Source organism: Paenibacillus nicotianae, from assembly GCF_042681745.1.
GTDB classification, from domain to species: Bacteria; Bacillota; Bacilli; order Paenibacillales; family Paenibacillaceae; genus Saccharibacillus; species Saccharibacillus nicotianae.
In genome coordinates this window covers 1-24,051 of the sequence record NZ_JBHUGF010000014.1, presented here as the reverse complement: position 1 = coordinate 24,051, position 24,051 = coordinate 1, and the positions used below count along the sequence as shown (strand labels likewise).

Annotated in this window: 21 protein-coding genes; 16 read left to right on the top strand and 5 right to left on the bottom strand. The window is 36.6% G+C overall.

Features of this window, described 5'->3' with window-relative positions; genetic code table 11:
- Positions 1-2 precede the first annotated feature (2 nt).
- The 3 genes from ACFSGI_RS22585 to ACFSGI_RS22575 all read right to left on the bottom strand — a co-directional run bounded on the left by ACFSGI_RS22585 (position 3) and on the right by ACFSGI_RS22575 (position 1,726).
- Complete coding sequence (locus ACFSGI_RS22585) at positions 3-365, bottom strand: DUF1304 domain-containing protein (protein ID WP_204826989.1); 363 nt, start codon at positions 363-365, stop codon at positions 3-5.
- A gap of 165 nt (positions 366-530) precedes the next feature.
- Complete coding sequence (locus ACFSGI_RS22580) at positions 531-890, bottom strand: TM2 domain-containing protein (RefSeq protein ID WP_204826990.1); 360 nt, start codon at positions 888-890, stop codon at positions 531-533.
- 332 nt (positions 891-1,222) lie between these two features.
- On the bottom strand, positions 1,223-1,726 hold the full coding sequence (locus tag ACFSGI_RS22575; RefSeq protein ID WP_204826991.1) for an antibiotic biosynthesis monooxygenase family protein: 504 nt from the start codon (positions 1,724-1,726) through the stop codon (positions 1,223-1,225).
- A 158-nt stretch (positions 1,727-1,884) separates the two neighbouring features.
- On the opposite strand from ACFSGI_RS22575, the gene ACFSGI_RS22570 reads away from it, so the two are divergent.
- The 12 genes from ACFSGI_RS22570 (at position 1,885) to ACFSGI_RS22515 (ending at position 15,223) form a co-directional block, all read left to right on the top strand.
- On the top strand, positions 1,885-4,971 hold the full coding sequence (locus ACFSGI_RS22570; protein ID WP_204826992.1) for a lantibiotic dehydratase: 3,087 nt from the start codon (positions 1,885-1,887) through the stop codon (positions 4,969-4,971).
- The gene (locus tag ACFSGI_RS22565; RefSeq protein WP_204826993.1) at positions 4,962-6,800 is read left to right on the top strand and encodes an ABC transporter ATP-binding protein; all 1,839 of its coding nucleotides are present in this window, start codon (positions 4,962-4,964) and stop codon (positions 6,798-6,800) included. Before ACFSGI_RS22570 ends, ACFSGI_RS22565 begins: the two co-directional genes overlap by 10 nt.
- Positions 6,782-8,116: a lanthionine synthetase C family protein gene (locus tag ACFSGI_RS22560; protein WP_204826994.1), complete on the top strand. Its 1,335-nt coding sequence runs from the start codon at positions 6,782-6,784 to the stop codon at positions 8,114-8,116. The genes ACFSGI_RS22565 and ACFSGI_RS22560 overlap by 19 nt, the downstream gene beginning before the upstream one ends.
- Positions 8,117-8,206: 90 nt before the next feature.
- Positions 8,207-8,377: a gallidermin/nisin family lantibiotic gene (locus tag ACFSGI_RS22555; protein ID WP_204826995.1), complete on the top strand. Its 171-nt coding sequence runs from the start codon at positions 8,207-8,209 to the stop codon at positions 8,375-8,377.
- 173 nt (positions 8,378-8,550) lie between these two features.
- Positions 8,551-9,039: a NisI/SpaI family lantibiotic immunity lipoprotein gene (locus tag ACFSGI_RS22550; RefSeq protein WP_379284500.1), complete on the top strand. Its 489-nt coding sequence runs from the start codon at positions 8,551-8,553 to the stop codon at positions 9,037-9,039.
- Positions 9,040-9,084: 45 nt separating this feature from the next.
- Positions 9,085-9,801 (top strand): lantibiotic protection ABC transporter ATP-binding protein, encoded by a 717-nt coding sequence (locus ACFSGI_RS22545; protein ID WP_204826997.1) that lies wholly within the window; start codon positions 9,085-9,087, stop codon positions 9,799-9,801.
- A complete protein-coding gene (locus ACFSGI_RS22540; RefSeq protein WP_204826998.1) occupies positions 9,798-10,553 on the top strand; it encodes a lantibiotic immunity ABC transporter MutE/EpiE family permease subunit in 756 nt (251 codons plus the stop codon). The genes ACFSGI_RS22545 and ACFSGI_RS22540 overlap by 4 nt, the downstream gene beginning before the upstream one ends.
- A gap of 1 nt (position 10,554) precedes the next feature.
- A complete protein-coding gene (locus ACFSGI_RS22535; protein ID WP_204826999.1) occupies positions 10,555-11,322 on the top strand; it encodes a lantibiotic immunity ABC transporter MutG family permease subunit in 768 nt (255 codons plus the stop codon).
- Between the two features lie 15 nt (positions 11,323-11,337).
- Entirely contained in the window at positions 11,338-12,000 is a 663-nt protein-coding gene (locus ACFSGI_RS22530) for a response regulator transcription factor (RefSeq protein WP_204827000.1), read from the top strand.
- A gap of 29 nt (positions 12,001-12,029) precedes the next feature.
- Complete coding sequence (locus ACFSGI_RS22525; RefSeq protein WP_379284496.1) at positions 12,030-13,388, top strand: sensor histidine kinase; 1,359 nt, start codon at positions 12,030-12,032, stop codon at positions 13,386-13,388.
- A gap of 147 nt (positions 13,389-13,535) precedes the next feature.
- Positions 13,536-13,727 (top strand): PspC domain-containing protein, encoded by a 192-nt coding sequence (locus tag ACFSGI_RS22520; RefSeq protein WP_204827002.1) that lies wholly within the window; start codon positions 13,536-13,538, stop codon positions 13,725-13,727.
- 254 nt (positions 13,728-13,981) lie between these two features.
- Entirely contained in the window at positions 13,982-15,223 is a 1,242-nt protein-coding gene (locus ACFSGI_RS22515) for a DUF445 domain-containing protein (protein WP_204827003.1), read from the top strand.
- An 89-nt stretch (positions 15,224-15,312) separates the two neighbouring features.
- Here ACFSGI_RS22515 and ACFSGI_RS22510 read toward each other — a convergent pair whose 3' ends face one another.
- Positions 15,313-17,049 (bottom strand): glycoside hydrolase family 13 protein, encoded by a 1,737-nt coding sequence (locus tag ACFSGI_RS22510; protein ID WP_379284493.1) that lies wholly within the window; start codon positions 17,047-17,049, stop codon positions 15,313-15,315.
- A gap of 170 nt (positions 17,050-17,219) precedes the next feature.
- Between ACFSGI_RS22510 and ACFSGI_RS22505 the strand changes: the two genes are divergently transcribed.
- Together ACFSGI_RS22505 and ACFSGI_RS22500 are read left to right on the top strand one after the other, a co-directional pair.
- Positions 17,220-17,486 (top strand): type II toxin-antitoxin system HicA family toxin, encoded by a 267-nt coding sequence (locus ACFSGI_RS22505; protein ID WP_204827004.1) that lies wholly within the window; start codon positions 17,220-17,222, stop codon positions 17,484-17,486.
- A complete protein-coding gene (locus ACFSGI_RS22500; RefSeq protein WP_204827005.1) occupies positions 17,473-17,826 on the top strand; it encodes a type II toxin-antitoxin system HicB family antitoxin in 354 nt (117 codons plus the stop codon). Before ACFSGI_RS22505 ends, ACFSGI_RS22500 begins: the two co-directional genes overlap by 14 nt.
- A gap of 77 nt (positions 17,827-17,903) precedes the next feature.
- Here the strand turns inward: ACFSGI_RS22500 and ACFSGI_RS22495 are convergent, their stop codons facing one another.
- Positions 17,904-19,319 carry a family 43 glycosylhydrolase gene (locus tag ACFSGI_RS22495; protein ID WP_204827006.1) on the bottom strand — a complete coding sequence of 472 codons (1,416 nt, stop codon included), beginning with the start codon at positions 19,317-19,319 and terminating at the stop codon, positions 17,904-17,906.
- A 384-nt stretch (positions 19,320-19,703) separates the two neighbouring features.
- On the opposite strand from ACFSGI_RS22495, the gene ACFSGI_RS22490 reads away from it, so the two are divergent.
- A complete protein-coding gene (locus ACFSGI_RS22490; protein ID WP_204827007.1) occupies positions 19,704-20,477 on the top strand; it encodes a hypothetical protein in 774 nt (257 codons plus the stop codon).
- Between the two features lie 72 nt (positions 20,478-20,549).
- Positions 20,550-24,051 (top strand): RHS repeat domain-containing protein (locus ACFSGI_RS22485; protein WP_379284490.1); only part of this gene is annotated, 3,502 nt, incomplete at its 3' end.

Here is a 24,051-nt window from a genome sequence, read left to right as displayed (position 1 = left end):
CGTTAACGAAGCAGTAAAAAAAGTAATGCTAGAAGAGCAGGAGCGCCTTGCATCAACCAGATTCGGCGACTGGCTGTAGCACCACCGTATAAAGCCGCGATCAACACACAGATAATAAAGAATAATTGAATCTGATCACCAAATTCAGCAGTCGGATGAACCAATCCCCAGATCAATCCGGCGGCAAGAAAGCCATTGTATAGCCCTTGATTGGCGGCAAGTGACTTGGAAGATTCGGCTAGTTCAGGGGTAAGATTGAACGTTTTGAGTGTACGTGGCTTGGTCCAAAGAAACATTTCCATAATCATAATATACAGATGTTCAACTGCTACCAGTATCACAAAGATAATCGATAATAGATACATGAGGTATCCCCTTTCTTGTCCAAAGATATTGTTAGTGTAGCAGAATCATTTGCAATGATACATCATTCTACAAAATTCCATGAAAAAAAGATGCCGTTTTGTTAAGGCATCTTTTTTGGATTACATATCAAGCTGAGTAAGAACAATCCATCCCCAATGACTGCATTAATAATGAGAATAATCCGGTGGTGAGATCGGCTTTTGAATTAAAATTTGATCGATAATGCTACTTTCCACATAATCATTACGTTCTTTGACCATCGTATGCAGAAGAAAAGCATCGACAAACCACCATATAGCTGTTATAAATGAGCCGAAAAATGTAAGTGTCAAAATCAGTTGTGCAATAGCAGAACCTGTTTTGCCCATATAAAAACGATGTGCTCCAAATACGCCTAGAAAGAACCATAAAATATAAGCCACTGTCATATCTTTACCATAAGCTCTAACTTCAGATTCCAGTAACATCAGTTCACGCGTATCTAACTGACTTTTACGTTGCCAATTGTTATAACTCAGTCCCATTGTTATCACTCCTTTACATTTAAAATAGTCGTATCTCTCTAGCGATAATGCCATTTTAACAAGATTATTCCATTTAATCTACTGTATTCTACGTTGTTAGACGAGGGAAAGCTTCATTATCTTATATTGGTTTGAACATATTACGTTCTTTGTGGAAGTTTCGATATATTCTTTTCATTATTGAAGGGGTGGACAATCTGTATATAAATCATGTTCTAGTTATATCAATAATGAACTCAAAACGTATCAACTGGTTAGCACCAAAGAAATATAATTATCAAAAAAGAACCTCTCCTACTACAAATGGAGAGGTTCTTTTTTTGTAGAATCCATTACACGACAACTGAATAATTTTTGACAAATGAAGGGCGAGGGAAAATAGAAGGTTGTTGCGCAGTAATCCCTTCGGACGTATCCCGTTTACGATGAGCATGACTATACGCTTGAGACTCTTGCCATGCTTTGAAATGTTCTTCTGATGACCACAGTGTCATAATGACGTACGTATCATCATCAAGCGGACGCATAACACGAATCCCGACAAAACCAGGTTCATCTTCTACTTTACGTGCACGATTGCTAAAGCGCTCTTCAAAAGCAGATCGACCATCTGCTGTTACTGGAATATTGTTCAGTACAGCATAACTACCGCCAATATCGCCGCTGTGATCTAGCACTTCATATCGTGATGCATTTTCAGTGTGGAAATCCAATGGTTCATCGATCTCTAATACATACCGGGTCTCATCTTCATGTTGCAATATCACTGCTTGTGGCAATTCAGCGGCTTCAGGAAAATGTTCTTCAAATTGGTGCGAACTAATATAAATATACATTGTTATCCACCTTTCATATGAGGAAAATAGTTGAATACTTTTTAGCTATCTTGATAATTACTTGATATTTATAATTTAGCATGTTTATAAGCTCTATCCTATAGATTATCAGTATATACAAATTATAAACTTACATTATAGAAAGAGAGGTAGAATACATGGATAATCTCTATCATCACATTAACAAATATATGATCCGTATTCCACTTTCCCCTAATTCGATTGCAGAATTGCAACCGGATGAGCAAGAACAATGGTTAAAAAACTTATGTAAAAATACATTATTTAGAGAACAAATTTTGGTATCTAGTAAAACACTATATGACACGATGGGTATTTATTTACATTCTCCAGATAAATTATCGACTAAGAAAAAACGTAATTTTATATTGTCTATCGCTAAATATGCTAATCGCAGATCGACACGTACTACTCCTTTCGGGTTATTCTCTGCGGTTGGTGTAGGTTCATTTGCATCGCAACATAACTGTCATTTTGATCAGTCAACCTTCTATAAGAAAGCCAGAGTTGATTTGGAATGGCTATTTCGCTGTATTCAAAAAATAGAAAAAGAGTATGCTACTCATCTTTCTTTTAAATTAAATCCAGCTTGTTATGTAAAAGGCGATCGTGCTTTTTTATTGTACAGTACAGACAATGAATCGAATGAAATTCATATTCGTGCAACACCGGTATTTGCATTATTACATCAACAATGTCAACAATTGACCCATTTCGATCAAATGTCTAATATATTACAAGCTCAATATCCAGATACCCCGGCTGACCGAATCCATATGTATTTAACAGAACTTATTCATAAAGAATTTTTGATCTCTGATCTCCGTCCACCGTTAACTATTAATGATCAATATCAATATGTGATTGATCAACTACACAAGAGTAGTGTCGATCCTCTTTGGTTAGTGCAATTGCAAGACATTCAATCTCAGATTGAAGTGTATAACAATCTGCCATTAGGAGAAGGAGAACATCTATACATACAACTGTTACAACAAATGAATCAGGTTATGAAGTCTACTTCACCTTTACAAGTTGATCTGGGGTTAGCGGACGAACATATCACGTTAGACGAGCAGCTAGCACAAACGATTCCTGAACTTGCGAATATGCTTACACGCTTAGCAGCTCCATTTTCTAAACAATCAACGTATTTGGAAGAATACAAAAATAAATTTATAGAGAAATATGGAGTTGATCGTGAGATTCCATTAATGGAAATGTTAGATACAAGTTCTGGTATCGGTGCACCTGTATCTTACCAACAACCTCAAAATGACTTCTACGAAAATGTAAAACTCAATGATCAGTATGAAGCATCACTTAAAAATTTCTTTTTATTAAAATATTGGGAAGCTGTAAAGAACAAACATGCTATTCAGTTGAACGATCAGCAGTTGCAAGATTATTTGGATCAGGATGTAGATCATCAGGAAGTACCTGTCTCATTAGAGCTTAACTTTATAGTAAGACAGCATGATGATAATCCTGTTTTGCATTTAGGTCCTAATGTAGGATCAATTTTGGCAGGTAAAACATTTGGACGATTTTCACATTTGTCATCACAAATTACAGATACATTAGAAACAGTACATCAATATGAATTAAATATTCGTAATAGCAATAGCACATTATGTGAACTGAGCTTTGTGCCTAACCAGATGCGTTCAGGCAATGTAACTCGCAATGCCAGTTATCGCCATAAAGAAATGTCTTTATTTACAAATAGCTCAAAATCCGAATCGGAGTCAGTGAGACTAGAAGATATAAGAATTGGAATCGATCAAAATACATTTTATGCTCGTGATCATAAATCAGGAGATATTATCGTATTTGAATCCAATAATATGTTGAATCCATTAATGAGCAGTAATGCTATTCGTTTTTTACAAGAAATCAATGAACATGGCAAACGTCAATGGAACAAATTTGTATGGGTAGATCTGTATCAAGATTTTAAATATGTACCAGAAATCAAATATAACGATATTATTTTGTCCAGTGAACAATGGTATATTACACAACGCGATCTGGAAATGACAGATAAAACAGATGGGAAAACATTTGTAGAGCAATTTTCTCAATTTCAACAAAAGTACGATATTCCACAACAATTTTATATTGCGAATTCAGATCATCGTTTATTTATTGATACTCATAATCAACAGACTATGGATATTTTATTTTCTGAAGTTAAAAAAATACAGTCTCATGCTCTTCATCTAGTCGCTGTTGAAAAAGATGAAAATCTATTAAAAGATCAAAATGAGCAAAGTTATGTTGCAGAAATCGTAGTTCCGCTTGTCAAAATAACACCAGAGCCGACTCGAATAATACCTAATCGTGATATGCAGACCATTGATCTACATCAACGGCTCAAAATACCGTTTGATGAATGGTTATTTATTAAATTGTATGGCAAGCAGTCTCGTGAAGAAGAGTTAATCGCTTTTGAAATGGAGCGTTTTTTTACTGAGTTAAATCAGAGTTATGATGCGAAGCACTTTTTTATGAGATATATGGATCCCAAACCTCATATTCGTCTAAGAATAAACAGCCAGACTCAGCAATTGTTGGAGATTTTTCCGATCATCCTTTCATGGTTACAGCAATTACAACAACGTGATATGATATCTGATTTTGTTATTGGATCGTATGACCGTGAGATTGAGCGTTATGGTGGTGTCGAATTAATGTCTGCTGCTGAATATATATTCTGTATGGATAGTATTGTAGTAGAGCAATTAATCGGGGCAGTTCGTACCAAGCAACTAGATATAGAGATTGAATTGATTGCGATGATTTCTATTATCGCCTATTTAGAGCAAGCAGGCTTGAATTTTGAAAATCAATTGAGCTTAATTCAACGAAATACAGATCATACCCGCTATCGTCAAGAATTTAAAGAGAACAAGGACAAGTATCTTCACATGTGCAATACAGATCATAATTGGGAAGCATTAAGACAAACGGAGTCAGGTCAAACATTGCTTGAGATGTTAGAACAACGAGAGTCTGCTGTTACACATTATATTCAGCTCATGCAACAGCAACCGGTAGTAACACCTGATCTAGAAGAAATCATTTCTAGCATTATTCATCTACATTGCAATCGTTTATTAGGCACAGATCGAGAATTAGAGTACAAGATTATGAACTTAGTTGCTCATACACTGTATGCCCAAAGATATCAAAAGACAGAAGGGAATCTATTATGGAAGTAAAAGAACAACTTCATTTTAAAGATATCATTTCTACACTCTGTCAAATGCCCAAAACACTCAAGTTAGTATTTACAATGGAGAAAAAGCTGTTTATTAAAATTGTTATATTGAGTTTGATTACAGGGCTTATTCCTATTGTTTCTTTATATGTATCTCAGGAATTAATTAACTCTTTAGTTCGTATTCAGACAGAACTGCAAACAGTACTGATTATTTTTTGCATCTATATTGCAGTTTCTTTTTTCTCTGACATTATTTCGCAAATCTCGGAATATTATAATACTAAATTTCAGTTCAGTATGAATTACAAATTAAACTACATCATTATGGAAAAGAGCAGCAAATTATCGTTAGAAGATTTTGAGAACCCTGAAGTCTATGACAAATTAGAACGTATCACTCGAGAGGTCGCATACAAGCCTTATCAGATTTTTCAGGCAGCGATTACGATGATCACAGCAACAGTCACCTTAATATCGGCCCTTACATTTTTGATGGTTTGGAATCCTACCATGTCGATGTTGATGTTGCTTGTACCTGTTATTTCTTTATTTTACTTTTTGAAAATAGGTCAGCAAGAGTTTTTTATGCAATGGAAACGTACAGGAGAAGAACGACGTTCCTGGTATTTGAATTATATTTTAACCCATGATTTCTCATTCAAAGAAGTAAAATTATATCGTTTAAAAGATTATATATTAGAAGGATATTGGACGATTAAAAAGAAATTTATGGCGCAAGATACGTATATTTTGCGTAAAAAAACAACGTTTAATCTAATTTATGAAGTACTGGTACAGATTGTAGGAGCTGTTGTTATCGTCGTTGCTATTTTAGCAGCCTATACAGGAAAAATCATGGTAGGTAATGTGCTAAGTTATATCCGTTCTGTAGGTTTAGTGCAAAGCAATTCGCAAAGTATTATCAACAATATTTACTCTATTTACAATAGCAATTTGTATATGAATCAATTGTTTGAGTTTTTAGAGTATCGAGAAGAACATACCAACGATGATCAGACGACTGAAAGATTAGAACAAGCTATTTATGCAGTAGATATAAAAGATGTTAGCTTTCAATACCCGAGCAGCGAACAATGGTCTTTGCAACATGTTCAATTATCTTTTCGTGCAGGAGAACGGGTAGCGATCGTAGGACCGAATGGTTCAGGAAAAAGTACATTGATCAAATTGCTAGCAGGTTTGTATCAAATTCAAGAAGGAGATATTACCTTAAACGATACCTCTATCAAAAAGCTGAATCAAGAAAGTTATATGCAACAAATGGCTGTCTTATTTCAAGATTATATGAAGTATGAAATGACGTTACAAGAAAATATAGGATTCGGCCAAATTACAAAAATGGATCAAACAGATCAAATTAAAAAATCGCTTAATAATGTACGTGCAGACTTTTTAAAAAATCATTCAGACTATGATTTAGATACACAATTAGGATTATGGTTTGATGATGGTAGGCAGTTATCAGGTGGACAATGGCAAAAAGTTGCTTTAGCACGAACTTATTTTAGAGAAGCATCGCTATATATTTTGGATGAACCTAGTGCTGCACTTGATCCTATAGCTGAAAAAGAAACATTCGATACTTTTTTCAAACTTTCACGAGAAAAAATCGGAATCTTTATTTCCCATCGTCTTATCGCAGCTCAACAAGCAGATCGAATTATTGTTATGGATCAAGGAAAAGTAGTCGGACAAGGCAAACACAATGAGTTAATGCAACATTGCCCTATCTATAAACATATGTATGAATCAGAAAATTATGAAATCGATACAAGGGGGGAAGCGGAATGGAAAGAAGCATTGTAAACGAGATTCAATTTGATACAGTGGCTACGATTAAGGATATAGCTACACGTATGAAGCAATATGATTCTTTACTACAAGTGGTTAATCATCCTCGTCAGCAATTATCTGTAAATGGCCAACATATTAATCCATGGAACCCTCTGACATTAAGTCATGGAATACCCGGTGTCTGTATGTTATATGCTGAATTACATGCTCATTTTCCAGAAGAAGGTTGGGATGAGATGGGACATCAGTATTTGTCTATTTTGGTCAATGAAATAACGCAGCAAGGAATCCATAGTAGTTCTATGTTTTCAGGTGCAGCCGGTATTGGATTAGCGGCTATTTGTTTATCACAAAATTTTCAGTACTATCATAAGTTTATCGAACGGATTGATGATTATTTATATCGTCATATTCCTGAAATGATTGCACATTGTCAGCAAAGAGAAGTATTTATCAGTGATTATGATGTTATAGAAGGATTAAGCGGAATTGCTAACTATTTATTGTTGCATCCAGCAGATGAACGTATTCAGCAATTACAAACTCAAGTGGTAGAGTATTTGATTGAACTAAGTCAGGATAAAGAAGTTAAAGGCGTACAAGTTCCCGGCTGGCATATTCCTTCTGCACATCAATTTACGACACAAGAAAGTGAATTGTATCCAGATGGTAATTTTAACTTAGGATTGTCTCATGGAATTGCGGGCCCTTTGCTGATTTTATCCAAAGCTTGGAAACAAGGAATACGACTCCATGGACAAGAACAAGCTATCCGTAAAATGGCAGATTTTTTATTACAGTTTGCTAGTGAAGAAAATGGTCATTTATTTTGGAAAGGATTTATTAGTTGGAATGAATATATCACTGGTCATGCTTCAACAGAAGAGAGTTTTAGAAGAGATGCGTGGTGTTATGGCAATCCAGGAATAGGACTAGCTTTATGGTATGCAGGTACAGCTTTGGATGAGCCGTTATATCGCGATCTAGCTATTACCAACTTAAAAGAAACTATGAAAGATATTCATAGTATTTTCTCACCTACATTTTGTCATGGTTATGCGGGTATTTTGCAAATTTTACAAACGATAGATAAACAATCGACTGTGCCACTATTTGAAGAGGAAATTGATGTCTTAAAAAAAACAATTATTACTTTTTATGATAAGCATTATTTATTTGGATTTCACAATCATGAGCATTTTGAAAATAGTGGATTAGTGCCTGTAGATTATATTGGCTTGCTAGATGGCGTTACAGGTGTGTGCCTAACATTGCTGGGAGTGGAACTTAAACAAATCACACCCTGGGATCAGGCGTTTTCATTATAATTACAAATTAGTAAATATATGAAATCTTGATAGAATCTTGATAAATCGTTTTTATAATAAAGGTATCCCAAAAGAAAGGAGCTAACCCAAATGGCTAAATTTAACGATTTCGATCTTGATTTGGTTCAAACACCTAAACAATCCACTCAAATTGAACCACAATGGAAAAGTCAAAGTTTCTGTACGCCTGGATGTGTAACTGGTGTTTTACAAACATGTTTCATTCAAACTGCAACATGTAATTGTCATATCAGTAAATAATATGCTACAGGTATACATACATATGTATACACATAAAGGATAGAATATATCATTCCCGAACTATACTCTATCAGATAGCGAGTGAGAGGAAGAATACGAACCAGATTTCTAGGGGAGTGGTCTTTTATCTTCACTCGCTTTTTTATCTCAATTTTTGATAAAGGAGAGAAATGATGATGAACAAAAAAGGATTATATTTTTTGGGGTTGACTGCTATTTTTACTTTGTCGGCATGTCAAAGTATAGATGAATTCAAGCATAAGGTAGTGACAGAAACGCAAAAAACAGCACATTATACTGTAGATTCAGATAATGCTCATACGACCACTATTCAACAACTGATTGATGAAGGAAAAGTAGATCAGTTTGTATATGAAGACAAAACGTATCAATTGCAAGACAAAGTGAATAACAACAGTAAAGGGTCATTGATCGGAACAATAAGCCAGAGTTATTATATCGATCAACATGGAAAACGATGGACAGATGATGAACTTAAAAAACCTTATGTGTATAAAGATCCTCAAAAGATAAGAGAAAAAAAACCGATGGTTTATGGATCCGTCTACAGTATTAAATCACAAAATAAACAAAATCGAGAAAAAATTATCGTAGAATTCAATCATCAATTATATCATGCTACTTTAATTTCCAAATCGTAAGCATCTTCTGTTAAACGATAGATATAAAAGAGAGAGGGAAACAATATGACAACTAATCTACTTGAAATTGAGCACCTTCAAAAAACATTTGGTAAAGAAAAAGCAGTGAAAGATGTATCCTTTCAAGTTCAAAAAAATAGCATTTTCGGATTGTTAGGCCCTAATGGTGCAGGTAAATCGACAACTTTAAAAATGCTAACCGGTTTGCTACGCCCTAGTGCTGGCAATATTATATTTGATGGACATCCATGGAGTAGAAAAGATTTGAAACAGATTGGAGCGCTCATTGAAGCTCCACCTTTATATGAAAATTTAACAGCTTATGAAAATCTGAAAGTGCATGCCACTTTGCTAGGTCTTCCAGATCAACGTATTGTGGAAGTGTTAGAACAAGTAGATATGATACGTACAGGTAAAAAACGTTCTGGACAGTTTTCGATGGGGATGAAGCAACGTTTAGGAATTGCTATTGCTTTGATTAATCACCCTACATTACTTGTACTGGATGAACCTACAAATGGACTTGATCCTATCGGAATTCAGGAACTGAGAGCATTGATTCGTTCTTTTCCGCAAGCAGGTATCACTGTTATTTTATCCAGTCATATTTTATCAGAAGTGCAACAAATAGCAGATCATATTGGAATTATTAGCGATGGTATTTTGGGCTATCAAGGTGTAGTGAATCCTGCTGAAGATATGGAACAACTATTTATGCATGTTGTGAAAGAGAGCAGAGAGAAAGCAGGTGTTGTTATATGATTTCTTATATAAAGTCAGAACATCTTAAATTTAAAAGAACCTTTTCACGTAAATTATTAATTGCTGTCCCTTTATTTAATATTGGTTTTTCTTTTTTTATGAACCCTTCTTTTTTAATTACAAATACATTTAATTGGTGGTCTATTCTTTTTGTGCCATTGACGATTGCTATTCTATGTTCGTTGTCTCATCAAAAAGAACAAAAAGCGGCAAATTATAATGGTATTTTTACGTTACCTGTATCCTTATCAACTGTCTGGTATAGCAAAAATATCGTTATTGCTTTATATATGTTAGTCATGCTTTTATTTTTTATAGTTATGATGTCTATCATTAGTATAGTACTTCCAGGATATTCTACACCTTATATAAAAATCGTTGAAGCCAGTGCTGTATTATGGATATCTACTTTATGGCAGATTCCATTTTGTTTGTTTCTAGCAAAACGGTGGGGATTCGTAGTCACTTTAGTTGTAAATATAGCAGGTGGATTTTTACTAGGTATAGCTTTGGCAACACAATCACAATGGTGGATAAGTCCTTGGAGTTGGTCTATTCGCATGATGAGTCCTATTGTAGGTGTTCATCCTAATGGAGTTCCATTAGCAGTAGGAAGCCCATTATGGAATCTACAAGTGGTTCCTGTTGGGCTGGTATTATCGATTTGCTTATTTATTATTTTAATGGTGTGGACAGCGAGCAGTTTTAATCGCGTAGCAACAACTTCTATGAAACAGCAAGGAGGAGTCTAATATGATATTATGGAGACATTTGGTGGCAGATATTCAAAAAGTAAAACATACACCTTTTTTGTGGGCACACCTTATTGCTCCCTTAGTAGGATCAGGGCTTTTTCTTGCATATATCAGTGGGCGTGCTTCAAAGCCGCTGAATACATATTCTAATTTCCTTGAAGCAATTGGTGTTATACTGCCTTTGGTAATTAGTATTTTGTGCGGTATCATAGCTTCTCAAGAGGAGAAAGCAGGAAAATTTCAAGTGTTGTTAGGAAGTTCGATACGCAGAGAAACCAATTATATTAGCAAATTATTATTTTTGATATTAGGTAATATTTTTGCTGTTTTGCTAGCTGTGCTTACTTTTGTATTGGGTATGAAATACATTTTAAATATGCCTAATATTCCTTACCTTGTTTTTTTTCAAGGAGCAGGATGGTTGATAGGTAGTAGTGTTATACTATATATAATCTATTTATGGGTAAGTTTTACATTTGGATTAGGAGCTTCTAGTTTGTTAGGTGGTTTGGGATTATTGGTCTCGGCACTTATGATTACAGGGTTAGGTGATGGTATATGGAAATACATACCCTGGGCATGGGGAGTTCGATTTGCAGATACCATAGGAGTATTGCAACTAGGCGATTTCAATTCAACTATTAAATCTGCGGTTCGAGCCGATTTTCAACAAGGTCAAATTATATTTATCATACTTACAGTAATCTTGTTTATTGGTAGTATCGTATGGTTCCGAAAATGGGAAGGCAAAAAGTTTTATGAATAGTTGAGGTGTATAACCATGGCGAAAATATTGGCAATTGATGATGATAAAGATATTCTCACGTTAATTCGTAATATTTTGCAACGTGATCATCATCTTGTTTCTATTGAACATCAGGCTGAATGTTTAACTATTGATAATGTACAAGGATATGATTTGATTTTGCTGGATGTGATGATGCCGAATATGGATGGCTTTACGTTCTGCAAAAAAATTCGCTCATTTGTTGATTGTCCTATTTTATTTTTAACTGCCAAATCGGAAGAAGAAGACATTGTTCAGGGTCTAATGAACGGTGGCGATGATTATATCACCAAACCTTTTGGAGTACAGGTTCTTAGCGCTAGAGTTAATGCTCATTTAAGAAGAGAACATCGTGATCGAACAGGTTCCAAACAAACGATTTCTGGATTTACTTTCGATTTTGATAGTAAAGAAGTATGGTTTGCAGAAGAAAAATTACTCTTAACAAAAAATGAGTATAAAATATGCGAATTTCTTGCCCGGCATAAAGGCAGGGTGTTTACACGTGAAGAAATTTATGATGAAGTGTATGGTCTAGATGGAAATGCACTACATTCTACGATAACAGAATTTATTCGTGCTATACGTAAAAAATGCAAAGCTTGTAATGAGATCCCTATCAAAACAGTCTGGGGTGTAGGATATAAGTGGGAATAAAATCAAAGCAACATTATCGTAGAACAACAATGCGTAGAGAATTATTTAAATATATCTCTGTATTAGGTATTAGTTGTATAGCGATGATTATATTATATTTAATTTTCACATGGGCAGCCATGAGAGTAGGGTTTATTTTGCCTGCCAATTATAATGAACAATATATTAATCAAATCGCACCCAAAGTAAAATCTGCAAAAACGGTTACTGAAAATATTATTCCGCCAGGTTCTGTCTATATCGTATTAGACAAACAAAATATGAATCAATTCTACGGTAATATGGAAGAGAAAGATATTGAAGTAGCTAAAAAAGTAATCGATGGACTTGTACCTACGTATTATGGACAAAAAGTATATACTGTTATCGAGCGAACCCAAGATTATTGTGTGATTCAATCATATCTACGTCCACAATTTAACTCGCCTGTTCTTAAAAAATATTTACCAGACTTTGAATGGTCGAGTATTGTTATTTTAATAGGAATGATTCTTATTACTGCTTTTATTATTACAACGATATTTGCAAAACAATTTAGCCAAAATCTAAGTGTATTGAGTAAAATGACAAAAAGTATCAAAAATCAAGATTTAGATTTTGAACAGAAACATTCCAACATTCAAGAATTCGATGATGTTATGGTATCTCTAATCGAAATGAGAGATGCACTCAAAAAATCGTTAGAAGTACAATGGAAGTTGGAACATACTAAAAAAGAGCAGATTGCTGCTTTGGCTCACGATATTAAGATTCCAGTTACGATTATCAAAGGAAATGCAGAACTGTTATCATTATCAGAGCAAAGTGAAGAGCAATCTTTATATACACGTTATATTTTAAGTGCTGGTAATAAAATTGAACAACATATTCGTTTGTTGATTATGATGTCCAAAACCGAAGAAGCTCTGGTAGTTCAAAAAAACACAGTTTCTTTATTCGTATTCGTAAATAATTTGATCGAAGATACTAGGGCTTATAGTAAATACAAATCTGTCGAAATTATGCACCATACTAATCAACAAAGTGATGTCGATATTTATGTAGATCAACCATTATTGCATCGAGCATTGATGAATATTTTGACAAATGCTGTAGATTATACTCCAGAGCATAGCCAAATTATGCTTCATATCGTTTACCAAAATCAGAGAATCTTTTTTACTATTACGGATCAAGGAGAAGGTTTTTCTCCAGAAGCATTAGAAAAAGGTGTGCAATTATTTTATAGAGGAGATAAAAGCCGTAACTCTGATGGACATTATGGAATGGGCTTAACTTTTGCAGAGTATGTTATCAAATTACACAACGGTACATTACTTCTTCAAAATGATAACGTTACAGGTAGTGGACAAGTAAAAATTGAACTAAATGTAAGTGCAACTGTTTAATATGAATATCCAGCAGTATCCTAATTCCAATCTGACTGGTATGATCCCCGACTAAAGTCCAAATCACAAAACCGTCCTTAGGCGGTTGGAAAGAACGCTCTTATTTTCTATGATAGAAGAAAGAGAATAAGAAAGAGGAGATATATAATGAAAAAATTGTATCGTTCTAATCGTGATAAATATGTTACTGGATTGATTGGTGGACTGTCAGAAAGTTGGAATATCGATGCAAGCCTGTTACGGATTTTGTTTGTGATTAGTGTATTTGCTACAAGTGGTGCTAGTTTACTGATATATGTACTTGCTTTATTATTTGTACCCAAAGAATCAACGTATTAATGCATATGAGTTATAATTGATCAAAAATCGCATTTTCTTCTATAATATAGAGGAATGCGATTTTTGGTTTGTGTAATCATTATAATATCAATACACCTATTCTAACTTTCTCCATGTTCTCTATCGATAAAGTAGCGATGCCATCTATGTATTTATCTGCTGGATAATTTAATATAGTATCTGCTCATATGCTATACTATGGAATGGAAATCCCGGCAGATTCATGCGCTATCACCATCAAGAGGAGGAAAGTTATGAAATCAAAATATTTGGCGGGTGGATCTTTAGCGATTATGGCGCTTGGATTTATAGCCACTCTGTTTTTTCCAAAAACAACGCTATTATTAATTATTCAAGGCGGCTTTGAAGCTGGTCTTGTCGGAGGGATCGCAGACTGGTTTGCGGTGACTGCTTTATTTCGTCATCCACTGGGTATTCCGATTCCGCATACATCACTGTTAACCCGCAATCGGGACAAAATTATCCGTTCTCTGATCTCGGCGATGGAGAATGAATTGTTAAACAAAGAAAGTATCGAAAATAAATTGCGTCAATTCCGTATTTTTCCGTTTGCGCTTTCGATGTTGACCCGTCAATTGGGCAAAAAGAAAATGCGGCGTGAGCTGTTAAATATGATGATTCCACCGATCGAACGATTGCCGCTTGAACCTGTGGCTGCTTTTATCGGCAAAGGGTTAGCGAACTATACACAAAAAGCAGATTTGCAATCTGCTGCAACAACCGTGTTAACCAATGCACTCAACGAACGCTATGATGAGAAAGCATTAGACCATATTTTAAAAGAAGTACGGACATGGGCGGCACGTCCACAAAGTCGTGATACGATGGGTAAAATCGCTCATGAGCAATTAGCAAATGTGAATATGGGCGGGCTGAAAGGATTTGCTTTTCAAGCTTTCGCAGGCATGATGAATGAAGAAAGTCTGGGTAGTATTTTGCAAAATATGATTATTTCCGGTGTCGGTAAATTGCAGGAAAAAGATAGCGAATACCGCGAAGCGATTATCCGCGAACTGCGTATCCAGATGTTCCAGGTTGTCGATGAAGAAGATAACTGGTTGAAGATCAAAGACTGGACAGCAGAGTTGATCCAGGGCGAATTTGCTCATACATTTATGATCGAGCGTCTGGAAGAATTACGCCGTCTCTTAATCTCTATGCTAGAGCAAGAACGCGATGGTGGCGGTCGTCATGTATTTGCAATCTACCGTTCGATTATTCGTGATCTAGGCAAAGACCCGCAAAAAGTCGCTGTCTGGGAAGATCGTCTGCTACAAGGTATTATTCGTACAGTTGAGAAAAACCATTATCGTATCGGAATTTTGGTAAAAGAAAATTTAGATCGGATGGACGATGCTGCATTAGTCTATATGTTAGAAGAAAAAGTAGGGCAAGATTTACAGTGGATTCGTGTAAATGGTGCTGTCTGCGGTTTCTTAGTCGGTATTGTGTTATCACTGATTCAATTAATTTAATTTAATGCATACCCAAAAAGGTATCTTCGCTGTTGTATACAGTAGAAGATACCTTTTTGATTATCTATGACTTTACCTGATCCGCCATCTTATTGATCCAAAATCGATATACCGCGGAAAGCTAATGATTCGTAAGGATGTAGTGTTGCTTTTTGTGCATATTTTAATGCCTGTGCTACTTCTTCGGAATGGTCTCCATGTGTAGCTATAATCAGTTCAGATTGTCCAATACGTTCCACCAGTTGATCTGGTAGTTGAAGCTCTGTCGATGATTTGGAGAAGTTAAGAATAATCAACCAGTGCTCATCGTTCCACTCACGAGTGTAGGCGAAAATATACGAATCATCTGAAAGTTCACACGCATATTTACCATAGATAAGAGCAGAACTGTCTTTGCGAATTTTGATCAGTTGACGATAAAAATGAAAAACAGAGTCTGGATCTTCTAATTGTTGAGCTACATTGATCTCTGCTTTGTTGGAATGAGCAGGTATCCATGGTTCAGCCGTAGAGAAGCCTGCATGTTCGCTACCGTCCCATTGCATCGGGGTACGCGCATTGTCTCTGGCTTTGGTACGAATACGTTCCATAATCACTTCAGGATCTTCGCCTTTATCATCTACCATTTGTTTGTAATAGCCTTGAGCTTGTTGTTCTTTTACATCTTCGATCGTTTTCATATGTTCGGCATTAGTCATACCAATCTCATCACCTTGGTAAATATAAGGTGTACCACGCAAAGTGAGCAAGAACATCGCTAACATTTTAGCAGAATCTGCGCGGTATTCCCCTTCATGTCCTAGATAAGAAACCAAGCGAGGATGATCATGGTTACTAAGATAAATCCCCATCCAACCTTGCCCGTAAATATCTTCTTCCCATTTCGCAATGATTTCTTTGAGATCATGCAGTGACCAGTCTTTACTTTGCCACATATCATCATCGGCATCACAGACTTTGGAAGCTTCGATCATTAACACCATATTCATTTCTTCGCGCTCAGGGTTGGTGTATAGTTTAACGTCTTCGATCGATACACTGGAAGCTTCGCCTGCGGTAAATATTTTATAATTTGAAAAGACTTCGGTATACAGCTCATGTAAGTATTCGTGTATACGTGGTCCATTTTTATAAAATTGTTCGGCGTTTCCTTGTAATTTGTTAGACGGTGGAGCATCAGGAAAACGGGTATCTTTGGAAATCATATTTACAGCATCAATCCGGTAACCATCGATTCCCAGGTCGAGCCAAAAGCGCATCATATCTTGCATCTCTTGACGCACTTTAGGATTTTCCCAATTCAGGTCAGGCTGTTTTTCACTATACGAATGTAAATAATATTCATTGGAGTTCTCATCTAATTTCCACATCGAATCGCCGACATAAGAAAGCCAGTTATTCGGTTCAGACCCATCGTCTTTGGGCGCACGCCAAATATAGTAATCACGATAAGGGCTATCTTTGGAGGAAAGAGCATCTTGAAACCAGGGATGTTGGTCTGAAGTATGATTGACCACCAGATCCATAATTAACTTCATTCCGCGATCATGTACGTCTTGCAGTAATGCTTTCCAATCGTCCATCGTGCCGTATTCCGGCTGTATCTCTCGGTGTTCTTGAATATCGTATCCATAATCGGCATTAGGAGAAACATAAACAGGAGTGAGCCATAATATATCTACTCCAAGTTGTTGCAAGTAATCCAGCTTCGACCGAATTCCGGGAATATCGCCAATTCCATCGTTATTGCTATCCTTAAAGCTACGAGGATAAATTTCGTAAACAACACTTTCTTTCCAGAATTCTGGCTTCATAATCGTCTTCATTTGTCGGTCTCCTGTTCTGTTGTAACATAGGCAGTTACTTACTGAGTATTACCCTTTCCAACATGACAACAATCGCAGGAGGTCTAAAAGAAATAATCAATAATAACTATAGATTACTAGAAAACTAAAATTAGTTTGATTATAATGGTATCAAAGGATGGTATCATTATATGAATAATAAGCAACGCAATACACTAACAAATATTTTTGAGGATCCTCTACGTTCTAATATTGAATGGGCAGATATTGAATCATTGTTAAAAGCTTGCGGTGCCGAAATTACAGAAGGTAATGGTTCACGTGTTCGTTTTTATTTAAATGGAGTTAGAGCTGTTTTTCACCGTCCACATCCTAAAAAAGAAACAGATAAAGGGGCAGTGAAATCCATGCGCAAATTTTTAATAGAAGCAGGTGTATATAATCATGATGAAATATAAAGGGTATGTAGGTGTTGCACAATACGATAGTGAAGCTGAGATTTTACATGGCGAAGTAATGAATATCAAAGATGTCATTACTTTTCAAGCAACCTCTGTAGAAGAGCTTCGAATTGCTTTTCAAGAATCGGTAGATGATTATTTAGAATTTTGTAAGGAAAGAGGAGAAGAACCGAGTAAACCATACTCAGGTCAGTTAACACTCCGTATCTCACCAGAAAACCATCAACTGGTTACGATTGCTGCACACAAAGCTGGAAAAAGTCTTAATCAATGGATCGCAGAACATATTCAACAAGATGCAGAAAAAGAAGTGGGGACACTAGTTTCAAAATTATGAGTTATTCCATCTATAACAAAGAACCTCTCTTCGCACAATTGGCGTAAGAGAGGTTCTTTGTTATACATCTATTATTGTTAATTACCCATCAAGCGTACTTCATGCAAAGTTGGCGTATACCAGTTATTTGGATTGTTATGGAGTACAGCATTGACCATATTGATCCGTACATAACGAGCGGTAAATGAAACGGCATCTGTAGTAAATCCATAAGTGGTATTGGTCGTGCGGTCAATTGTAGTGTAATTTACACCATCGGTACTGTATTCTATTTTGTATTTGTAATAAGCTTCAGAACCTTTGTACATAAACCATGAAATATCCACTTCACTAATCTTTTTCGCAGACCCTAGATCAACTTGCCACCATGCAGGCCAAGTTGCCGAAGATGCTGCCCAAGAAGTCTGGGCATTACCATCATTGGCATTAGTAGTTGCAGAAGAAGAAGCGGTAGAGATTGCTGTAGCAGGCTTGCCTAAAGCATAGTTGGTCAAACTAGGCAGACTGACTGTACCTGTAGCAGCATCAATATTCCAACTACTATACCAGTTGAGTGTCGCTGTGCTGTTGCTATCATTTAAGGTTAAAGGCAACCAGATAAACTTATGGTCACTCAGGTTAAGTGGATTCCAACGGTCTCCCATATAAATATAGCTTGTGCCTGCACTGCCTGTAATGGTAGCAATCGAATGAATCTGTGTTGCATAGGCAGAAGGATCACCAAAAGGAGACAATGCCGACCATGCCCCTGTTATCGAAGAAGAGGTTGCATAACCGCCTTGATTCGGATACCAGCCAGAAGCTTGAGAAGTGAACAGATAATATTTACTGCCTTTTTTTACAACTGCTGGTGCTTCCCGATAAGCCCCTTCAAATACCCAGCCGACAAAAGAAGCGACTCCTGTATAATCATCAGTCAGACGGAAGATCGCCATCGAATTGTTAGCTCCACCATTATTTTGACGGGATGCTGTAATCAAATAAGCTTTGTTGTCCGTATCTACAAATACCGTCATATCGCGGGATTCGTAATCAAGTGGACGAAAGCTTCCTTTATACGTAAAATTGCCATCCGGTGTATCGCTAGTCGCCACAGCCACACGAGCTAGCGAGTAATCACTACCATTTTCATAGTGTGCCCATAAGATATATTTTTTGGTTGTTGCATTGTAGATGACTTTGGGACGTTCAATTTTGCTAGTATTGAGTTCGGTTGCGGAATTTTTAGTGAGGATACTATTACCAAATGTCCAGTTTTTGAGATCGGTCGAGGTATATACGTTTACTTTATCAAATGTACCGTTAGTTGCATGTTCACCATACCAGTAATATGTAGACCCGACTTTGAGAATATTACCACTGTTCGCTTGGATCGGGTTACCTGAGGTATCTGTCCAGTTGCCACCATTGGTAATCGTAGCACTCGCAGCATGAGCAGTTGTTCCACTACTGCCGATTCCAGTGATAACAAGCGCTAGACTCAGCCATAACATAACCGTTTTACGTGAGAATTGCCAAGAGATTTGTAAAATAATAAAAACCTCCTTCGGTCATTCTAAGATAGTCTCCCCAGTGACAGAGGAGAGACTTCAAGTTTATTTTAGATATAATTGTAAGCGTTTACAATAAAAGAATAGCGAAATGTTGACATAAAAATACAGTAGCTAACGATTACGAATGGTGGTTATAATCTATTTTGGTAACATATTCTATAATAGAAAGGAGAAGGAGGTTCATCTACATTGCACCATTCTATAATGACACTACCAATCATTTATTGTGTGCGATGCTAACTTGCTGTCTAGACCATAAAATATCATATCAGTCTCACGCTTTATCGCAGAAGCGAGACGATCAAAGGGGAAACGTAGAAACACATGAATAAGCACAATCCTACTCCGATACATAAGATTCGGAAATTAGCTCTATCCGCACTACTAATTAGCAGTCTCACGTTATCATTCGCGTCCACAACATGGGCAGCCGCTAGTAAAATCTATGAGTACGATATCAATGGAAGACTCTCCACCACGTATACCACGACCGAGAAAACCACATTTACGTATGATGCCAATGGAAATCTATTACGCAAGCACGTGGAAAAAGGCGATTACAGCAGTCAAGTCAATCCGCAAGCACCTGTTGTAACACCAGAGCCAACACCGACACCTGTCCCACAGCCTGAGCCGACTCCTACGTTACCAATACCTGGGATTGATCCATCTATTGTACCACCACCAGTTCCAGTACCTACAAAATCAGGATTGCCGTCTACGCTTATTTTAGATAGTCCTCAATTATCTCTTACTAGCAAAACGCTTGATCTGTATGGATGGTATCTTGATCCAGAAGGAATTGCCAAAGCCGAAGTATATGTAGATGGTGTCTACTATGGTAGAGCTAACATGGGGGGAAGCCGTGAAGATGTATATCAAGCATTCCCAGAGTATAACAATCATGTAGCAGGTTATTATATCAATCAGCTAACAGTAACTACTCAAGGTGTTCAGTATCGGAAGAAAAATAATAAAGATAAAAAAGTTGATGTTCCAGGAGCATTTATCCATGAATTTAAAGTCATTGTTACAAACAAAAAAGGAGTTATAAAAGAAACATCAAGAGGAGTAATAATCACTACACCAGTAAATTAAGTAGGTTAGTGATTTATTAGTATTTACATCTTATCTAATTATTTTAAATGATGAGGAGCAAGACTAAACATTATGAATAAATCGATCCGTCAAACTATATTATTTATGCTATCTATATTGCTTATATGCAACTTAACGTTAACACCTGCATATAGTGCATCTTCGACAACCTTAGTCAGCAATAAATCACTTCTATCTGTCAAATCTCCAAGTAAAATAGCTCCTGTAACAGACTTAGAGCCAGAAGAGTGGACCAGTGTTATGGAAAGCGTATATCAAGATGTATACGAACCTGATAATCCTGAATTAGATAAAATTCAGGCTAAGTTAAATCATCTTGAAGAATCTCAATCTAAAAGACTATTTACATTTTCTTTGTCTGATCAATCTGTAAAAAGTGAAGAGAGTACTTTAAGTACAGAACAGGTTAATACATTAGTTGAAGATGGCGCAGAAGTCATAGATGTATATTGGTTAGAGTATCTGACTCGTATAAATGGTAATAACCCATTAACCATGTGGAGATATCAGCAAGATAACCAAAAATCGTGGGAAGAAGTTCAAGATCATTATGCTCGGACTTCAAGTAATTCCCCATCTGTCACAGAAGAAGTATATCAATCTTCTGTAACGACTATGAATCGTAATTTGAGTGCGAATATGGTATCTATTGCGGCAACATCAGACGAAGACTCTGATTTAGATGATAAGATCAAAGGGGCATTCGATAATTTAGTAAAGCAACAGATACTACAAGGAAATACAAAATCTCAATTTGCAGAACGTACAGAATCTACAGAAGAGGTTAGTCAGTCTTCAGGAAGCTTAACTTGGAAAGAATCTCAAATTAGTTTGCCTGGTCGTGATGGACTGAACTTAAATATTGGGGTTGCCTATAATTCAGGACAGAGTTCTGCTTATACGGGATATAGTACTCCTAAAGGTACAGCAAGTATTATGAAAGGGAATTATTTTGCTTCGCGCTACGATCTAGGACTAGGGTGGGAATTTCAGTTTCCTTCTTTAGAGGGGGCAGTACCTGCTATTGCTAGTCTTACTTATCATGATGGCCAAGGAGGAATCAAAGCAGTCGATTTTATGGACTCTTATGGCATAGTAGGCAAAACACATATTCAGGATTCTCAAAATACAACACAAATATTTATGATAGATAATAAAAAATTATTCTCAAACGGAACAGATTTTTCTAATTTTTATATGGAATATAGTGATCAAAAAAGAGAATATTTTTCTGGAGATGGTCGCTTACTTGGCATTGTAGACCGATTCGGTAATCAAATTGTATATCACTATCAAAATCGTACTGATTTTTTAGGTGAATCTAAATTAATGATTTCTTCGATTACGGATTCAGTCGGAAGAACAGTGGAATTTCAATACGATTCTACAATGGGGCAAGGTCAAGAATTTCAAGGAGAAGATATTAGACTTATTGTAAAAGATTCTTCTGGAAAAGAAATACAACGTGTTACGTATACCAAAGGAAGGGTAGCAACTAATAATAGAGGAGTGGCTGATGGATATGCACCAGTTCTATCTAAAATAACTAATACTTTAGGTGAAATTAAAGTATTGGATTACGATTTTTTAGAAGGATCGTTTCGTTATAAGACGAGTAAATCAAATGCGCCAAAGTCTTATGCACTCCTAAAAAAAGTCACATATCCTCGTTCAATTACACAATATCAATATGAATCTTCTCTGCACAAGCTAGGCAAAAAAGGAGAGTCTATAGACTATCGTATATTGTCGAGAGAAGATTGGAGTCTGGCATCAAATGATACACCACTTAGTAGTTTTAATCATATTGATTACACATATGTAGGAGATTATACAGGATATCCAGAAGCATACGATAGACTAACATACAAACCAGAAAATTATCGTTATCAACAAACAGCTACAGTAAGAAGTAACAGCGCTTCTAATGAAATGAGAACAACTTATACTTTTGACGGTAATCAAAAGTTGATTACAACAGAAATGAAAAATAGTAAAGGAGAAGTACAAAAGAGTATAAATCTGAGCTTTCATCCTGATTTTAAATACTCTCCTACTCAAACTCAAACTATCGAACAAGACGCAGAGGGAAGTACTACACGTACTAATGAAACGATATATACGGATTGGGGAGGTATAAGTAGTCAAACGGATGCATTGATAGATAGCGATTTTAATAACGCAACAATCAAAGCACAACACACGATAAATTATACGTATCAAGACCAATTCAAACTATTAACTAGCAAATCGTGGTATCAAGATAATAACAAACAGGTTAATGAGAAGTATACCTATAACTCAGATGGTCGTCCTTTAAGTGTAACCAATAGTTTAGGTGAAAATACTATTTATAATTATCAAGCATCGCCACAGAATGAACATCAAATCAAACAAATTACTGTATCTAAGCTTGTCCGTTCAGGAGTAACATCCACTACCACAACAGCGTATGGAGAAGCAACGAACTACGCTTATCCGACCGAACAGACTCAAAGCATCACCAATACAGCCAAAGACGGTAGCAAAAATACACAAGTCATTCGTCAACAAACGAAGTACGATATGGGCACAGGCTTGCCTACTCAACAAATCGATAGCAACGGCAAAGCCACGACCACAACATATGATGCACTGGGTCGCCCAGTCAAAATTGTATCGCCATCCATCACCAACTTGGATGGAACCATCTATGCGGTGGAAGATCAATATGGCTATACCAATCGTGCGTATAGCACCGAAGCTGATAGCACCAATGCAGGCATCTTAACGATGCGTGTCGATGCGATCCGTCAATACACCAATACGGCTACAGGAGCGGTTACCGTACTAAGTCGTCAATCATCGTACTATGATGGATTTGGCTTTTTGCGAGTGGATGAGACGTACAACGAAAGTAACGGTTGGACGCGTTCCCAGTATCATCCTGACGATCAAGGACGAGCCATTTATGCGATCGATCCACTAGGAAATACGCAGACCGCGAGTTACGACGCATGGGGACAACAAATCGAAGCGACCGATCCATACGGCAACCTGTATATTACAGCTAACCATATGACCCAGCGGAAAAACAATCATTTTGCGATTGCCGCCGCAGATGTGTCTGCTTATCGTGCGAATGCAGATAACCGTAGTATTCGTCTGAATGCAGTGGAACAATCCTATGATGTTTATGGCAATCTAGCGACAACGACTGCGTTCAAAGACGGCGCATCTCAAAGTCAACCAATTAAAGAAAACTACACCTATGACTTGCAAGGCAACATCCTAAGTTATACCGATCCAAACCAGACCAAAAACAGCAACGGAGTCACCAGCAACTATACCTACGATGCTCTGAACCGACTCACTGCGGTGCAAGATGGGATCGACCAGACGACTCGCTATGCGTACGACGGTACTGGAGGTCTAACGAAGATTACTGTGAACGACTCTGCTGGCAAAAGCGAGACACTATACACCAAAGCATACAACGAAGCCGGACAACTGACCGACAAAACCGATACGTCAGGCAAAAACACAGCGAATAGCTACAGCTCTCGTGGCTTAG

What these genes read in the sequence shown, in the direction of transcription:
- ACFSGI_RS22565 (WP_204826993.1), top strand. Translation starts at nt 4,962, where the DNA reads ATGGAAGTAAAAGAACAACTTCATTTTAAAGATATCATTTCTACACTC.
- ACFSGI_RS22570 (WP_204826992.1), top strand. Translation starts at nt 1,885, where the DNA reads ATGGATAATCTCTATCATCACATTAACAAATATATGATCCGTATTCCA.
- ACFSGI_RS22580 (WP_204826990.1), bottom strand. Translation starts at nt 890, where the DNA reads ATGGGACTGAGTTATAACAATTGGCAACGTAAAAGTCAGTTAGATACG.
- ACFSGI_RS22545 (WP_204826997.1), top strand. Translation starts at nt 9,085, where the DNA reads ATGACAACTAATCTACTTGAAATTGAGCACCTTCAAAAAACATTTGGT.
- ACFSGI_RS22525 (WP_379284496.1), top strand. Translation starts at nt 12,030, where the DNA reads ATGCGTAGAGAATTATTTAAATATATCTCTGTATTAGGTATTAGTTGT.
- ACFSGI_RS22575 (WP_204826991.1), bottom strand. Translation starts at nt 1,726, where the DNA reads ATGTATATTTATATTAGTTCGCACCAATTTGAAGAACATTTTCCTGAA.
- ACFSGI_RS22515 (WP_204827003.1), top strand. Translation starts at nt 13,982, where the DNA reads ATGAAATCAAAATATTTGGCGGGTGGATCTTTAGCGATTATGGCGCTT.
- ACFSGI_RS22510 (WP_379284493.1), bottom strand. Translation starts at nt 17,049, where the DNA reads ATGAAGACGATTATGAAGCCAGAATTCTGGAAAGAAAGTGTTGTTTAC.
- ACFSGI_RS22500 (WP_204827005.1), top strand. Translation starts at nt 17,473, where the DNA reads ATGATGAAATATAAAGGGTATGTAGGTGTTGCACAATACGATAGTGAA.
- ACFSGI_RS22495 (WP_204827006.1), bottom strand. Translation starts at nt 19,319, where the DNA reads ATGTTATGGCTGAGTCTAGCGCTTGTTATCACTGGAATCGGCAGTAGT.
- ACFSGI_RS22560 (WP_204826994.1), top strand. Translation starts at nt 6,782, where the DNA reads ATGGAAAGAAGCATTGTAAACGAGATTCAATTTGATACAGTGGCTACG.
- ACFSGI_RS22490 (WP_204827007.1), top strand. Translation starts at nt 19,704, where the DNA reads ATGAATAAGCACAATCCTACTCCGATACATAAGATTCGGAAATTAGCT.
- ACFSGI_RS22535 (WP_204826999.1), top strand. Translation starts at nt 10,555, where the DNA reads ATGATATTATGGAGACATTTGGTGGCAGATATTCAAAAAGTAAAACAT.
- ACFSGI_RS22520 (WP_204827002.1), top strand. Translation starts at nt 13,536, where the DNA reads ATGAAAAAATTGTATCGTTCTAATCGTGATAAATATGTTACTGGATTG.
- ACFSGI_RS22555 (WP_204826995.1), top strand. Translation starts at nt 8,207, where the DNA reads ATGGCTAAATTTAACGATTTCGATCTTGATTTGGTTCAAACACCTAAA.
- ACFSGI_RS22540 (WP_204826998.1), top strand. Translation starts at nt 9,798, where the DNA reads ATGATTTCTTATATAAAGTCAGAACATCTTAAATTTAAAAGAACCTTT.
- ACFSGI_RS22505 (WP_204827004.1), top strand. Translation starts at nt 17,220, where the DNA reads ATGAATAATAAGCAACGCAATACACTAACAAATATTTTTGAGGATCCT.
- ACFSGI_RS22550 (WP_379284500.1), top strand. Translation starts at nt 8,551, where the DNA reads ATGATGAACAAAAAAGGATTATATTTTTTGGGGTTGACTGCTATTTTT.
- ACFSGI_RS22530 (WP_204827000.1), top strand. Translation starts at nt 11,338, where the DNA reads ATGGCGAAAATATTGGCAATTGATGATGATAAAGATATTCTCACGTTA.
- ACFSGI_RS22585 (WP_204826989.1), bottom strand. Translation starts at nt 365, where the DNA reads ATGTATCTATTATCGATTATCTTTGTGATACTGGTAGCAGTTGAACAT.